Source organism: Paraburkholderia bannensis NBRC 103871, from assembly GCF_000685015.1.
Taxonomy (GTDB): domain Bacteria; phylum Pseudomonadota; class Gammaproteobacteria; order Burkholderiales; family Burkholderiaceae; genus Paraburkholderia; species Paraburkholderia bannensis.
Genome location: NZ_BAYA01000012.1, coordinates 78421 through 92704 on the forward strand (window position 1 = coordinate 78421; position 14284 = coordinate 92704).

Here is a 14284-nt window from a genome sequence, read left to right on the forward strand (position 1 = left end):
GCGCAGGCCGGCAAGCCGCGGCGGATGGGCAAACATGACCATCTGCACATCTTCTTCCATCCGGACTATGACCGTCGGCTCTGGCTTCGCACCAGATCTGCTGACCCCGCGCCATACGGCACGCGGGCGCTCGCGGGCTTGCTGGCCTTGCCTTGCGGCGCGGCCGGCTTACCGCCGGTGGGGAATTTCACCCCGCCCTGAAGACGCACTGATTACCGGCTCAATACCTGATTTTGCCGGCGGGCAAAGGATACAACAGGCCGCGCGATCGTGCAGCGCGGTAAAAAACCAGTAGACAACTGGGGCGCGATGCGTCTTGTGCACCGCACCACTTCAGGATGCGACCGGCTCACGCCGGTTGCTGCGCGGCCAGCGCTTCGCTGCTGCCGGGCGCGCCCACGCCGTGCGGGACGTCCCAGCGCGGCGGCGTTTCGGCATTGAGCGTCACGCGGAACACGCGTGCCTCGGTGTCGCCGGGGTTGCGCAGGCTGTGCGGCTGATCGGCGTCGAACACGATGGCGTCGCCGGTCGCGAGCAACTGGCGGCGCTCGTGCACGCTCACTTCCAGCGTGCCTTCGCTGACCACCAGGTTGACGGTCGTGCCCGGCGCGCGGCGCGTGCCGGGTTCCGTGTGCAGCGGCGCGATGCGCAGTTCGTGGAATTCGGCGGGGGCCGGTGCATCCTCGGGATAGAGCGCACGCGCCGAGTAGCGGCCGTCGGCGCTGACGCGGCGCGCGGCGCGATCGGCAGGCAGATGCTCGAAGCCGCTCACCGCGTGGCGGCGCAGGAACGCCGACACCGACACCTTGAGCGCCGCCGCCACCTTGCACAGCACCTTGATCGACGGCACGCTGCGCGCCGACTCGACCTGCGCGAGCATGGCGCGCGAGACGCCCGACGCGCGGGCCAACGCGTCGAGCGACAGTTGCCGTTCGGCGCGCAGTCGCGCGAGATTCACGCCGACCAGGTATTCGAGCGCGTCGAACGGGCCTTCGCCGCGCGCGGCCCCGCTGGCGCCCAGCGCATCGGCGGAAAGCGCCGACGTCTGCAACGAAACATCGTCAGAAAGATCGTGTTGCGGGTGTTGCGGATGCTGTGAATCCGAAGTCCGATGCGTAGTACTGCGATGCACAGTCGAACGTTCGGTTTGCGCGTCCCTCACGAGCGCGAGCGGTGAATGCATGGCTGCCTCCCAGGCGCGCCGTCAGTGGCGCTAGAGCTTGAATGGAGGCAAGACTAGCATCGCGTCCCGCCGCGCCCAACGAAGTTATCTTCACACTGATATCAGCATTGCAGAGCGCAATTTCGGGAATGCTTTCGCATCCTGACGATATGCGCGCGGCACTTCAGCACGCGTCCTGCCGCACAGCCACGTCGACGCGTGCCGCCGCGCTCGAAGACGCATCGCGCGAGTCCATGCGCGCCGCGATCCACGTCAGCAGCAGCGCCGCGATCGCGACCACGGCCGCCACCCACGGCAGCGCATCGAGCGCCACGCCGCGCGCAATCGCCAGCCCGCCGAGCCACGCGCCCAGCGCATTGCCCATGTTGAACGCGCCGATGTTGAGCGTCGAAGCGAGGTTCGGCGCGGCGGCGGCCTTCGCGACTACGCGCATCTGCAACGGCGGCACGGTCGCGAACGCGGCAATGCCCCACACGAACAGCGTGATCGCCGCGGCGACGCTCGAATGGCTGGTCTTCGTGAAGATCGCCATGACCACGGCGAGCGCGACAAGAATGCCCATCAGCGACGGCATCAAAGCGCGATCCGCCAGCTTGCCGCCGAGCGTGTTGCCCAGCGTCAGCCCGACGCCGAACAGCACGAGCATGAGCGTCACGCCGTGCGGCGAGAAACCGCTCACCTGTTCGAGGATCGGCGCGATATAGGTGAACACGACGAACACGCCGCCAAAGCCCAGCACCGTCATGCCGAGCGCCATCCACACCTGCGGGTCGCGCAGCACGCGCACTTCGCGGCCGAGGCTCACGGGGCCGCTGTCATGCTTGTTCGGCACCAGCACCGTCACGCCGATCAGCGAAATCACGCCCAGCGCGCTCACGATCCAGAACGCCACGCGCCAGCCGAACTGCTGCCCGATCGCCGTGCCGAACGGCACGCCCAGCACGGTCGCGAGCGTGAGGCCGGTGAACATCAGCGCAATCGCGCTTGCGCGCTTTTCCTGCGGCACGAGCGAAGCCGCCACCACCGCGCCGATACCGAAGAACGAACCGTGTGCGAACGAAGCCACGACGCGAGCGACCATCAGCAGCGAATAGTTGCCGGCCATCGCGCACATCACGTTGCCGACGATGAACACGCCCATGAGCAGTTGCAGTGCGAGCTTGCGCGGCATGCGGCTCGTGAGCACGGCGAGCACCGGCGCGCCCACGGCCACGCCGAGCGCGTAACCGCTCACGAGCAGGCCCGCGGCGGGAATCGTCACGCCCAGGTCGCGCGCAACGTCGGGCAAGAGGCCCATGATGAGGAACTCGGTCGTGCCGATGGCAAAGGCGCTGATCGCCAGCGCAAGTAAGGGAATAGGCATCGAAGTCTCCGGATGCAGCGTGAAGGATTGAAGTTGCGCTCAGGGTGTCTCAGGCGGCCGTCGTCACGAACTCGACGACTACGCCCGGCGCCAGCGCCACGAACAACTGGCGCTCGCCGCTCAACGGCACGTCCGCGACCTGGTACGGCACGTCATGCGCCGCCAGCCGCGCGAGCAACGCCTGCCATTCACCGCCGGGCGCCACACGAAACGCAACGTGATCGAGGCGCGGCGACACGCACGCGGGGCGCGCGCCGGGCGTCGTCGACGCAACCAGGTGGACGACGGGACGCCCGTTCGCGTAGAGCCAGTAGCCGTCGACCGAAAACGGCGGACGCGCGCCGTCGGCAAGGCCGGCGACGTCGCAGAAAAAGCGGCGCGCACCTTCCAGGTCGGGCGTGACGAGCGTGACGTGATCGAGTTGCATGGCGGCTCCAGCAGCACTGAAGTACACGGGTAAAAGACAAGGGAAAACCCTGGAACACGCGCATTGTGGGCGCTACACGCGCTTTTGATAATTGGCGTAGCATTTGAAGCATTTTCAATTGCTATCGAATAATCAACGGCATGGACAATCTCGGCGATGTGCGCCTGTTCGTGGAGGCGGCGCGGCTCGGCAGCCTGTCGGCGGCGGGGCGCAAGCTCGGCCTCACGCCTGCTGCGGCTAGCGCCCGCCTCGCGCGGCTCGAAGCCGAACTGCGCGCGCGCCTGTTCGACCGCACCACTCGCCAGCTCAGGCTCACCGACGAAGGCCGCAGCTACCTCACCTGTAGCGAACACGCGTTGCGCTCGCTCGACGACGCCAAGGCCGCGCTTCAGGAGGGCCAGAACGCAGTGCGCGGCAAGGTGCGGATTTCGGCGACTTCCGATTTCGGGCGCAATCTGCTGATGAAGTGGCTCGACGAATTTCGCGCGCTTTATCCCGAGGTGCGTTTCGCGCTCACGCTCACGGACTCGATCTCGAATCTCTTGCAGGAAGACATCGACCTGGCGATTCGCTTCGGCACGCCCGCGGATAGCTCGCTGATCGCGCGGCGACTCGCACCGAACCCGCGTGTCCTGTGCGCCGCGCCCCAATACGTCGCGCAGCACGGCGAGCCGCGCGAGCCCGCCGATCTGGCCCGCTTCGACTGCATCGTGATCGGCTCGCCCGCGGGGTCGGTCAATGAATGGCGCTTCACGCGGGACAACGAATCGCAGACCTACGTCGTGCCGCTGGAGAGCGCGCTGGAAAGCTCCGACGGCGAAGCCGTGCGCCAGTGGACGCTGTGCGGTTACGGTTTATCGGTGAAATCGATCTGGGACGTGGCCGACGACCTGCGCGCCGGGCGCCTGCAGATCGTCATGCCGGACTGGCGCTACGCCGAGCAGCCCGTGCACGCGCTCTATCACCGCAACCGTTACCTGGCGCCGCGCGTGCGGGTGCTGCTGGATTTCCTGACCGAGCGCTTCGCGCAGGCGGCGCAGGAGTTGAGCGCGCTCGTGCCCTGCGCCACGGACGCGCCGAGCGCCCCGAAGGCTGTGGCAAACCCCGCTACATCCGGGTCGCGGCGTCGCAAGGCCGCGAGCGCATAAGGCTATAATGTCGGATTAAGCTGAACGATGGTTCGCGTTGTCATCCAGCGGCATTAAAAGCCCATGCGCACGCAAAAACGTACGCAAAAGCACCAGCAAAACCCGCTAGCGAACCGCCCCACTGTGCGCCACGGCCTTCGCAGGCCGGCCACCCGCTTCAGCCCCAATTTTCACCGTAGTCCCGACGTGCATTTCGTGCATCAACCGGACGACGCCCCCAGGTGAACCACTGCGAACGGCGAAACCCGATGACCAAGAAAGTTTATGTAAAGACGTACGGCTGCCAGATGAACGAGTACGACTCGGACAAGATGGTCGACGTACTCGGCGCGGCTGAAGGCCTCGTCAAGACCGACACGCCCGAAGATGCGGACGTGATCCTGTTCAACACCTGCTCGGTGCGCGAGAAGGCACAGGAAAAGGTGTTCTCCGAACTCGGCCGCGTGCGCGAGCTGAAGGAAGCGAACCCGAACCTGCTGATCGGCGTGGGCGGCTGCGTGGCAAGCCAGGAAGGCGCCTCGATCGTGCAGCGCGCTCCGTACGTCGACCTGGTGTTCGGGCCGCAGACGCTGCATCGCCTGCCGCAGATGATCGACGCGCGCCGTGCCTCGGGCCGCGCGCAGGTCGACATCACCTTCCCCGAAATCGAGAAGTTCGACCATCTGCCGCCCGCGCGCGTGGAAGGCCCGAGCGCATTCGTCTCGATCATGGAAGGCTGCTCGAAGTACTGCAGCTACTGCGTCGTGCCCTACACGCGCGGCGAAGAAGTCTCGCGTCCGCTCGACGACGTGCTCACCGAAGTCGCGGGTCTGGCCGACCAGGGCGTGCGTGAAGTCACGCTGCTCGGCCAGAACGTCAACGCCTACCTGGGCGCGCTCACGCAAGGCGCGACCGATGTGGCCGACTTCGCCACGCTGATCGAATACGTCGCGGACATCCCCGGCATCGAGCGCATCCGCTACACGACTTCGCACCCGAAGGAATTCACGCAGCGCCTGATCGACACCTACGCGAAGGTGCCCAAGCTCGTGAGCCACCTGCACCTGCCGGTGCAGCACGGTTCGGATCGCGTGCTGATGGCGATGAAGCGCGGCTACACGGTGCTCGAATACAAGTCGGTGATCCGCAAGCTGCGCGCGATCCGTCCGGATCTGTCGCTGTCGACGGACATCATCGTCGGCTTCCCGGGCGAGACCGAAGAAGACTTCGAAAAGACCATGAAACTGGTCGACGAGATGAGCTATGACACGAGCTTCTCGTTCATCTACAGCCCGCGTCCGGGTACGCCCGCCGCGAACCTGGAAGACGACACGCCGCGCGAAGTGAAGCTCAAGCGCCTGCAACATCTGCAGGCGACCATCGAAGCGAACGTGCAGCGCATCAGCCAGTCGATGGTTGGCCGCGTCGAGCGCATCCTGGTCGAAGGCCCGTCGCGCAAGGATCCGAGCGAACTGTCGGGCCGCACGGAAAACAACCGTGTGGTGAACTTCCCGGCGCCGCTCGCTTCGCACGCTCGCCTGATCGGCCAGATGATCGACGTGAAGATCAATCACGCCTACCCGCACTCGCTGCGCGGCGAACTCGTGCTCGCGCACGAGGGCGATGCGACGGTTTCGCACTGAATCCGCACCAAAACGCTACGCACCAGCACGCCACCCACGGAACACGGGAGTTCAGAGACACCTTGAAGCCGAATCAGCAGCATCTGGAATTCACCGCGCCGCGCGAAGACAATGCGCGGCTCGCCAACCTCTGCGGCCCGCTCGACGAGAACCTGCGGCAGATCGAGCAGGCGCTCGACGTCACGCTCGCGCGCCGCGGCCATCGCATCTCGATCCGCGGCCGTGGCGCGAAGCTCGCGCTCGCCGCGCTCGAAAACTTCTACAACAAGGCACGCGATCCGCTGTCCGTGGACGACATCCAGCTCGCGCTGGTCGAGGCGCGCCATCCGGCTGCAATGGGTTTGAAGAGCGGCGGCGCCAATGGCAACGGCGACGATGCCGGGATCGACCCGCGTTTTCGCGGCGACCCCGACCATCCGTTCGACGAGCCGGCGGGCAACGACATCGACATCGAAGAACAAGGCCCGAAGCTCTACACGCGTCGCGCCGACCTGCGTGGGCGCACGCCTGCGCAGCGCGAGTACCTCAAGCAGATCATTTCGCATGACGTGACCTTCGGCATCGGGCCGGCGGGCACGGGCAAGACCTATCTCGCGGTGGCCTGCGCCGTCGACGCGCTCGAACGCGACCAGGTCAAGCGCATCGTGCTGACGCGTCCGGCCGTCGAAGCGGGCGAGCGTCTGGGCTTCCTGCCCGGCGACCTGTCGCAGAAGGTCGACCCGTATCTGCGTCCGCTCTACGACGCGCTCTACGACCTGCTCGGTTTCGACAAGACGGCGAAGATGTTCGAGCGCCAGATGATCGAAATTGCGCCGCTCGCCTACATGCGCGGGCGCACGCTCAATCATGCGTTCATCATCCTGGACGAGGCGCAGAACACCACGCCCGAACAGATGAAGATGTTCCTCACGCGTATCGGCTTCGGCTCGAAGGCGGTCGTGACCGGGGACACCACGCAGATCGACTTGCCGCGCGGCCACAAGAGCGGCCTGATCGAGGCGCAGCACGTGCTGAACAACGTGCGCGGCATCGCCATCACGCATTTCACGAGTGCGGACGTCGTGCGCCATCCTCTCGTCGCGCGCATCGTCGAGGCCTATGACGCGCACGCGAAGAAGGACGATGGCAACGGCGACGCACGCTGACGCGGGCGGCATCCGGGTGTATTCGATATAACCATCATGGCACGCGCACCGAAACTCAAACTGAACGTGCAGTTCCCCGCCGCGAAGGCGTTCCCCGAGCACAAGGCCGCGCTGCCCCGCGCGACGCTGGCCGCGTGGATCAAGGCGGCGCTGTTCGCCGACGCGGAACTGACCGTGCGCTTCGTCGACGCCGAGGAAGGCCGCACGCTCAACCGCACCTATCGCGGCAAGGACTACGCGACCAACGTCCTCACCTTTGCGTACGCGCAGAGCGAGGACGATCCCGTGACCGGCGACCTGATCCTCTGCTGCCCGGTGGTGGCGAAGGAAGCCGCCGAGCAGGGCAAGCCGCTGTCGTCGCACTACGCCCACCTGCTCGTGCACGGCGCGCTGCACGCGCAAGGCTACGACCACGAGGACGACGCCGAAGCGGAAGAGATGGAAGGCATCGAAACCGAAGTCCTCGCCTCGCTCGGCTTTCCCGATCCGTACAAGTAAGGGCGCGATCGCACGATCCCCCCGCTCTCCAGCTAGCCCGACATGAACGACAAGCGCACGAACGTTTCCGGCGAAGTGACCTGCTCCGACATCGACGAGCCGCTGGAGAGCGCGGCGCCCTGCCCCGGCTATCCGCCGTCTCTGGGCGAATCCCGTTTGCTCAGCGAAGACGAACTGCGCGCATCGCTCGACTGCACGCTCCAGCAATGGGACGGCAAGAGCGACATCTGGCTGTTCGGCTATGGCTCGCTGATCTGGAACCCCGGTTTGCCCACGGTCGAGAACGTGCGCTCGCGCGTGCATGGCTACCATCGCGGGCTCTACCTGTGGTCGCGCGTGAATCGCGGCACGCCCGAGCAACCGGGCCTCGTGCTCGCACTCGATCGCGGCGGCTCGTGCGCGGGCGTGGCATTTCGCCTCGCCGCCGAAGGGGTCATGCCGCATATGGAAGCGCTCTGGCGGCGCGAAATGCCGATGGGCTCGTACCGGCCCGCGTGGCTGCCCTGCGTGCTCGCCGATGGCCGGCGTGTGTCGGCGCTGGCTTTCGTGATGCGTCGCGAGGCCGCCACCTATACCGGCAAGCTCGGCGAAGACACCGTGCGCACCGTGTTCGGCTGCGCGAGCGGGCGCTACGGCACGACGCTCGACTACGTGCGCCGCACCGTCGAAGCGCTGCGCGAAAGCGGCATGCCAGACCGCGCGCTGGAGCGGCTGCTCGCGCGCTGCGCTCAAACGCCCGCGCAAGAATAAAAAAACCGCGGCAAGCGCCGCGGCGAAGGTGCTAGTCGAACCGCGTCATGCGGGTTCAGTCAGTACCGTATTTGGGCGAATGCGGCCCGTACAACAAGCCGTTAGTCCGCCCGGCCGACAGCAGCTTGCGGCTCGTGAGCCCCGCCACATCCCAGCTTTCGTCGCTCAGCGTATGCGCGATCTGCTTCACCGCCGCCTGCACGAGCGCGCCGACCAGACCGCCTTGCGCATACGCGTTGCCGAGTTCCTTCCCGCTCGCTCCCGCCGCGCCTTGCCAGAGCACATCGCCATTGCCCAGATTCACGAGTTTCGCAGACGCTGTCACGTAAGTATTGGCATCGACGACCTGATAGACCGAGCCGTATTGCGTCACTTTGGTGTAGAGCGCGGCGTCCGCGCCGAAGATCTGGCGCAGCTTCGCCGCTGACACGCCCTGAATGTCTGCAGGCGTAGTGAGTCCGTTCTGGCGGAAGGTCTCCGCCACCTCGGCGACGGGCAGCACGTAGTAGCCTGACTCAGCCAGCGGCTGCGTCATCTGCGAAAGCATGCCGTTCGTGGCGTTCACGTCGCTGGTTTCGTTGAGCGGCGGCAGGACCACGATCGTGCGGGGTTTGGCTGCGCGCAGCGCGGAATAGTCGACGGTCTGCCTGGGCGCGCCCGCACAGGCAGCGAGCATCGCGGCCAGCGTGAGCGCCAGCACCGATTTGAGGTGTGAAAGAGTCAGCATAGGTAGTCTTACCTCTTAAGGTTCGTCAGCAGAAAGTCCATGTAGACGGACGACTCGGGGAAAGACTCTTTCTCGGCCAGCAACTCCTGCTGGGCCTGCTGCCCCTTGCCCACGCTCGCATAGAGCGCCCCGAGGTGAGCGTGGAAGCCGGGCGGCGGACGCTCGCCTTTACCGCGTATCTGCTGGAGGTTTTTTTCGAGCGCGTCGATCTGTGTTTCGGGTGTCGATTTGCCTTGCAGATACGCGTAGACCTGCGGCTGATAACCGTCCCAGCCATAGAGCGGCGGCGTGGAATTTGTCGCGCAACCGCTCGTCAGCACACTGCCCGCGGCGGCGCATATAAGGGCCATCGCGCGCACGCGATTCGGTCGAATATTCATCGATAGGGTCTCCATAAGGTTTATCGGTGATGCCGGTTGTGCCTAGCGCGAGGCGCCGAGCGCACCGCCGTCGACACGCTCGGACAGCCGGTTGACGGCCTCCTGGATCGCCATGTCGAGCACCTTGCCGTTGAGCGTCGAGTCGTAGCCCTGGGTGCCACCAAAGCCGATCACCTCGCGGCTCGACAGGCTGTATTCGCCCGCTCCCTGGGCAGACATCACGACTTCGGACGTGACCGTATCCACCACGTTGAGACTGACCTTGGCGTAGGCGACCTGGCTCTTGCCGCGACCGAGAATGCCGAAGAGTTGCTGGTCGCCGACTTCCTTGCGGCCGAATTCGGTTACGTCACCGGTCAGGACATAGCGCGCTCCCTTGAGCGCCAGCGCCTGCTTCGCGAAGCCCGCTTCCTGACGGATTTCGTCGAGATTGTCGCGATCGAGCACGTTGAAGCGTCCGCTTTGCTGGAGCGCCGTGATCAGGATGGTCTTCGCCTGCCCGCCCAGGCGGTCGATGCCGTCGGTGAAGATGCCGCGCATGTAGCTGGAGCGGTTGTCGAATTTACCGACGGCAACGGCCACCGGTTTGCCCGCGTATGGCGTCACGGCGACGGCCACTGGCGCAACGGGCAAGGTTCGCGATGCTTCGGTCGCGCAACCGGCCAGCACGGCGAGCAGCGCCGGCGCGCACCACGCAGCGCGCCTGAACGATGAATGGAACATCAAGGTCTCCTGTGTCTTGAATCGGCGGCCATTAGAGCCACGTCGCGGAAAGCGAACTGTCAAGAACACACGGAGAGACTGATGGCCATCAAGTAATCGGCCAAAAAGGGCGGGAACCGTCGCGCCGCCACCGCGCCGCACACGACGGCCCGGCCAGTTTTTTTCCGCAGGGCAAGCGCGCTGCATCTGCGATACGATGAACTGCGTGGCATCCCCTACATGGGCGCGCCACACGCATGATGTATCCTTTCCCTTCCGCAACAGCGCGTCCGGCCACGAAGAGGCCAAGGGCGCACCACCATGAACGACTCCTATCCCAGTCGACGACAGAACGACAAACAGCAGGAAAAGCGCTCCCTCCTTGAGCGGCTGACCGACTTCATCTCGCCCGAGCCCGACTCGCGCAGCGAGCTTCTCGAAATCCTCCAGGACGCCCACGCGCGCAATCTGATCGACGCCGATTCGCTGTCGATGATCGAAGGCGTCTTCCAGGTGTCCGAGCTGTGCGCCCGCGACATCATGGTGCCGCGCGCCCAGATGGACGCGATCAACATCGCCGAGAGCCCCGACGATTTCATCCCCTTCGTGCTGGAAAAGGCGCACTCGCGCTATCCGGTCTATGAGGGCAACCGCGACAACGTGATCGGCGTGCTGCTCGCGAAAGACCTGCTGCGCTACTACGCCGAAGAAGAATTCGACGTGCGCGGCATGCTGCGCCCGGCCGTGTTCATCCCCGAGTCCAAGCGCCTGAACGTGCTGCTGCACGACTTCCGCCAGAACCGCAATCACATCGCCATCGTCGTGGACGAGTACGGCGGCGTGGCGGGCCTCATCACGATCGAGGACGTGCTGGAGCAGATCGTCGGCGATATCGAGGACGAGTACGACTTCGACGAAGAAAGCGGCAACATCATCGCCTCGCCGGACGGGCGCTTCCGCGTGCGTGCGCTCACCGAGATCGAGCAGTTCAACGAGGCGTTCGGCACCCATTATTCGGACGAGGAAGTCGATACGATCGGCGGCTTCGTGACGAATCACTTCGGCCACGTGCCGCATCGCGGCGAGAAAGTGCGCATCGACGACCTGATCTTCGAAGTGCTGCGCGCCGATGCCCGCCAGGTGCACATGCTGCTGGTGCGCCGCGACCCGATGGCCGGCCAGCGCGAAGCGGTGCTCGCACCGCCGGGCACCTGAGCCTGAATTTGAGCCTGATTGCACACGCTGAAAACGCCGGCCTTCGCGCCGGCGTTTTTTCTTCCGGTGATCGATCCCCAGGACGATTCCCCGACACCGCGAATTCCTGTCGCGTGAAAATGCTATCGTTGCGCTCGCTGTGCGCCCCTGGCGTGGCAGCGAACGTCTGAAACGCACGACCCCAGCAACCCGCGCCCCGCGCGCGCCTGCTGCCGCACCGCAGCCACCGCACATTCATGGCCGAACCGATCGATTCCCGCACGCGCGCCGCGCAGTCTGCCGCACCATCCGCCGCCGCCCCTTCCAGCGTCGCCGCGCGCCGCGCCCTGCCCGCGTGGCATTACCTTGCGGCGCTCGCACTGGGCGCGCTCAATACACTGTCGTTCGCGCCGACGCCGCACGGCGGCTGGCTCGAAATCGCCATTTTCGCGGGCCTCTATTTCTGGCTCACCCGCACCACTGGCTGGAAAAGCGCGCTGTTCACGGGCTGGGCGTTCGGCTTCGGCAACTTCGTCACGGGCGTCTGGTGGCTGTATGTGAGCATGCACTTCTACGGCGGCATGCCCGCTCCGCTTGCAGGCGCGGCGCTCGGGCTGTTTTCGCTGTATCTGGGCGTTTATCCGGCGCTGGCCGCGTTGCTCTGGTCGTTCTGCGCAGGGCACGCGCGCAAGAACCGCGACTTAAGCCGCGAAACTAGCGCCGACGCCCTGCCGTACTCGCCCACCTGGCACGGCGCGTTTGCATTCGCGAGCGCCTGGGCGCTTGGCGAATGGGCGCGCGGCTACATCTTCACGGGCTTTCCGTGGCTCTCCAGCGGCTATGCCCAGGTGGACGGCCCGCTGGCCAGTTTCGCGCCGATCGTCGGCGTGTATGGCGTGGGCTGGGTGCTGGCGCTGGTCGCGGCGCTGCTCGTGCAGGCGCTCGTGAGCCTGCGCGCCGCGCGCGGCGGTGCGCTCACGGCGGCGCTCAGCGCGCTTGCCGTGGTTATCGCCGGGCTGCTGCTGCCGCGCGTGAACTGGACGCATCCGGAAAATGCGCCGCTCGACGTGCGCCTGCTGCAAGGCAACGTCAAGCAGGACATGAAGTTCTCCGAATCCGGCACGCAGGACGCGCTCAACGAGTTCCAGAAGCTCATCACCGAAAAGCCCGCCGATCTCATCGTCACGCCCGAAACCGCCGTGCCCGTGCTCGTGCAGGAGATCCCCGAGAAGTTCGGCCGCGATATCCGCGCCTTCGCCGACGGCACCCACACCTCGATCCTGTTCGGCGCGGTGGGCGGCACGATCACGCCCGAAGGCCGCGTCGTCGATTACACCAACAGCCTCTTTGGCGTGACGCCCGGCACGAACGGCCTGTACCGATACGACAAGCACCATCTCGTGCCGTTCGGCGAGTTCGTACCGTGGGGCTTCCGCTGGTTCGTGAACCTGATGAACATTCCGCTGGGCGATTTCGCGCGCGGCGCGCCGGTGCAGCCGCCGTTCCTCGTGCATAACCAGCCGGTGGCCGTCGACATCTGCTACGAGGACATTTTCGGCGAGGAAATCGCGCGCACCGTGCGCGAGAACCCGGTTTCGCCGGGCATCCTGGTCAATTCGACCAATCTGGCGTGGTTCGGCGACACCATCGCGCTCGACCAGCACCTGCAGATCGCGCGCATGCGCTCGCTCGAAACCGGCCGGCCGATGCTGCGCGCGACCAATACCGGCGCGACCGCCGCCATCGACGCGCACGGCAACGTCATCGCGCGCCTGCCTACGTTCACGGTCGGTTCGCTCGACGTGCACATCACGGGGACGCAGGGCTTCACGCCCTACGTAACGAGCGGCAACAACACGGTCATCGCCGTTTCGCTGCTGATGCTGGCGTTCGGCTTTGCGTTCGGCCCGGCGCGGATCGGGCGCAAGAAGAACGCCTGATAGAACGTCTGTTCCGCGGCAATCGACGCAGTATTCCGGCGCGCCAACCCCGCGCCGGTCTCAACGCCGCGCCAATCCGGTAAAATTCATCGTTTCAGCACCTGGCCGTCACGCACCGGTTGCCGCGCGGGCCACGCCTGCCGCCGCAACCCGCGTCTCCCGCCCCAAAAGACACCGCAGACACAGCAGGCACACATGCTCACGTTTCAGCAAATCATCCTGACGCTCCAGTCCTACTGGGACAAGCAGGGCTGCGCACTGCTCCAGCCGATCGACATGGAAGTCGGCGCGGGCACCTCGCACGTCCACACCTTCCTGCGCGCAATCGGCCCCGAGCCGTGGCGGGCCGCCTACGTGCAGCCGTCGCGCCGCCCGAAGGACGGCCGTTATGGCGAGAACCCCAACCGCCTCCAGCACTACTACCAGTACCAGGTGGTGCTCAAGCCCGCGCCTGAGAACATCCTCGACCTGTACCTCGGCTCGCTCGAAGCACTCGGCTTCGACCTGAAGCAGAACGACGTGCGTTTCGTCGAAGACGACTGGGAAAACCCGACGCTCGGCGCCTGGGGTCTCGGCTGGGAAGTGTGGCTCAACGGCATGGAAGTCACGCAGTTCACCTACTTCCAGCAAGTGGGCGGCATCGACTGCAAGCCCGTGCTCGGCGAGATCACCTACGGGCTCGAACGCCTCGCGATGTACCTGCAAAAGGTCGAGAACGTCTACGACCTCGTCTGGACAGAGTGGGAAGAACAAGGCCCGAACGGCCCCGAGATCCGCCGCCTGACTTACGGCGACGTGTACCACCAGAACGAAGTCGAGCAATCGACCTACAACTTCGAGCACGCGAACGTCGACCTGCTGTTCACGTTCTTCAACGCGTACGAAAGCGAAGCCAAACGCATGATGGAGCAGCAGCTCGCGCTGCCCGCCTATGAGCTCGTGCTCAAGGCCGGTCACACCTTCAACCTGCTCGACGCGCGCGGCGCGATCTCCGTGACGGAGCGCGCGGCGTACATCGGCCGCATCCGCACGCTGTCGCGCAGCGTGGCGCAGTCGTACTACGAGTCGCGCGAGAAGCTCGGCTTCCCGATGCTCGGCAATCCCGTGCACGGCGTGCCTGGGCTGACCACCGACGAACAGGACGCCGCGATGCCCGCGTGGGCGCCGCCGCTGAAGGTCGAACGCAAGTTCGACGAGGAATGACC

Annotated in this window: 14 protein-coding genes and 1 riboswitch; of the genes, 8 read left to right on the top strand and 6 right to left on the bottom strand. The window is 65.7% G+C overall.

The genetic code is table 11. The features are described from left to right. Positions 1-44: 44 nt before the first annotated feature. Positions 45-209: riboswitch (FMN riboswitch) on the bottom strand. Positions 210-349: 140 nt separating this feature from the next. The 3 genes from BBA01S_RS19290 to BBA01S_RS19300 all read right to left on the bottom strand — a co-directional run bounded on the left by BBA01S_RS19290 (position 350) and on the right by BBA01S_RS19300 (position 2973). Then, a complete protein-coding gene (locus tag BBA01S_RS19290; protein ID WP_156965994.1) occupies positions 350-1183 on the bottom strand; it encodes a helix-turn-helix domain-containing protein in 834 nt (277 codons plus the stop codon). Positions 1184-1346: 163 nt separating this feature from the next. Then, positions 1347-2546 carry an MFS transporter gene (locus BBA01S_RS19295; RefSeq protein ID WP_027817894.1) on the bottom strand — a complete coding sequence of 400 codons (1200 nt, stop codon included), beginning with the start codon at positions 2544-2546 and terminating at the stop codon, positions 1347-1349. A 49-nt stretch (positions 2547-2595) separates the two neighbouring features. Next, complete coding sequence (locus BBA01S_RS19300; RefSeq protein ID WP_027817895.1) at positions 2596-2973, bottom strand: VOC family protein; 378 nt, start codon at positions 2971-2973, stop codon at positions 2596-2598. Between the two features lie 140 nt (positions 2974-3113). On the opposite strand from BBA01S_RS19300, the gene BBA01S_RS41815 reads away from it, so the two are divergent. From BBA01S_RS41815 to BBA01S_RS19325, 5 genes are all read left to right on the top strand, one after another. Further along, positions 3114-4121 (top strand): LysR family transcriptional regulator, encoded by a 1008-nt coding sequence (locus BBA01S_RS41815; protein ID WP_042297542.1) that lies wholly within the window; start codon positions 3114-3116, stop codon positions 4119-4121. Positions 4122-4369: 248 nt separating this feature from the next. Continuing rightward, positions 4370-5743 carry a tRNA (N6-isopentenyl adenosine(37)-C2)-methylthiotransferase MiaB gene (gene miaB, locus BBA01S_RS19310; protein WP_027817896.1) on the top strand — a complete coding sequence of 458 codons (1374 nt, stop codon included), beginning with the start codon at positions 4370-4372 and terminating at the stop codon, positions 5741-5743. 62 nt (positions 5744-5805) lie between these two features. After that, positions 5806-6888, top strand: coding sequence for a PhoH family protein (locus BBA01S_RS19315; protein ID WP_027817897.1), 1083 nt, complete (start codon positions 5806-5808; stop codon positions 6886-6888). Positions 6889-6924: 36 nt separating this feature from the next. Next, complete coding sequence (ybeY, locus tag BBA01S_RS19320; protein WP_027817898.1) at positions 6925-7386, top strand: rRNA maturation RNase YbeY; 462 nt, start codon at positions 6925-6927, stop codon at positions 7384-7386. Positions 7387-7428: 42 nt separating this feature from the next. Beyond that, positions 7429-8136, top strand: coding sequence for a gamma-glutamylcyclotransferase (locus BBA01S_RS19325; protein WP_084162319.1), 708 nt, complete (start codon positions 7429-7431; stop codon positions 8134-8136). 55 nt (positions 8137-8191) lie between these two features. On the opposite strand, the gene BBA01S_RS19330 is transcribed toward BBA01S_RS19325, so the two are convergent. The 3 genes from BBA01S_RS19330 to BBA01S_RS19340 form a co-directional block, all read right to left on the bottom strand. Continuing rightward, entirely contained in the window at positions 8192-8863 is a 672-nt protein-coding gene (locus BBA01S_RS19330; RefSeq protein ID WP_027817900.1) for a DUF799 domain-containing protein, read from the bottom strand. A gap of 8 nt (positions 8864-8871) precedes the next feature. Continuing rightward, a complete protein-coding gene (locus BBA01S_RS19335; protein ID WP_042297563.1) occupies positions 8872-9213 on the bottom strand; it encodes a DUF4810 domain-containing protein in 342 nt (113 codons plus the stop codon). Between the two features lie 72 nt (positions 9214-9285). Continuing rightward, positions 9286-9966, bottom strand: coding sequence for a CsgG/HfaB family protein (locus BBA01S_RS19340; RefSeq protein WP_042297543.1), 681 nt, complete (start codon positions 9964-9966; stop codon positions 9286-9288). A 300-nt stretch (positions 9967-10266) separates the two neighbouring features. Here BBA01S_RS19340 and BBA01S_RS19345 point away from each other — a divergent pair, with 300 nt between their 5' ends. The 3 genes from BBA01S_RS19345 (at position 10267) to glyQ (ending at position 14282) form a co-directional block, all read left to right on the top strand. Further along, on the top strand, positions 10267-11160 hold the full coding sequence (locus tag BBA01S_RS19345) for an HlyC/CorC family transporter (RefSeq protein WP_027817903.1): 894 nt from the start codon (positions 10267-10269) through the stop codon (positions 11158-11160). A 236-nt stretch (positions 11161-11396) separates the two neighbouring features. Then, on the top strand, positions 11397-13079 hold the full coding sequence (gene lnt, locus BBA01S_RS19350) for an apolipoprotein N-acyltransferase (RefSeq protein WP_027817904.1): 1683 nt from the start codon (positions 11397-11399) through the stop codon (positions 13077-13079). Between the two features lie 195 nt (positions 13080-13274). Beyond that, complete coding sequence (glyQ, locus tag BBA01S_RS41820; RefSeq protein WP_084162323.1) at positions 13275-14282, top strand: glycine--tRNA ligase subunit alpha; 1008 nt, start codon at positions 13275-13277, stop codon at positions 14280-14282. Positions 14283-14284: the final 2 nt, after the last annotated feature.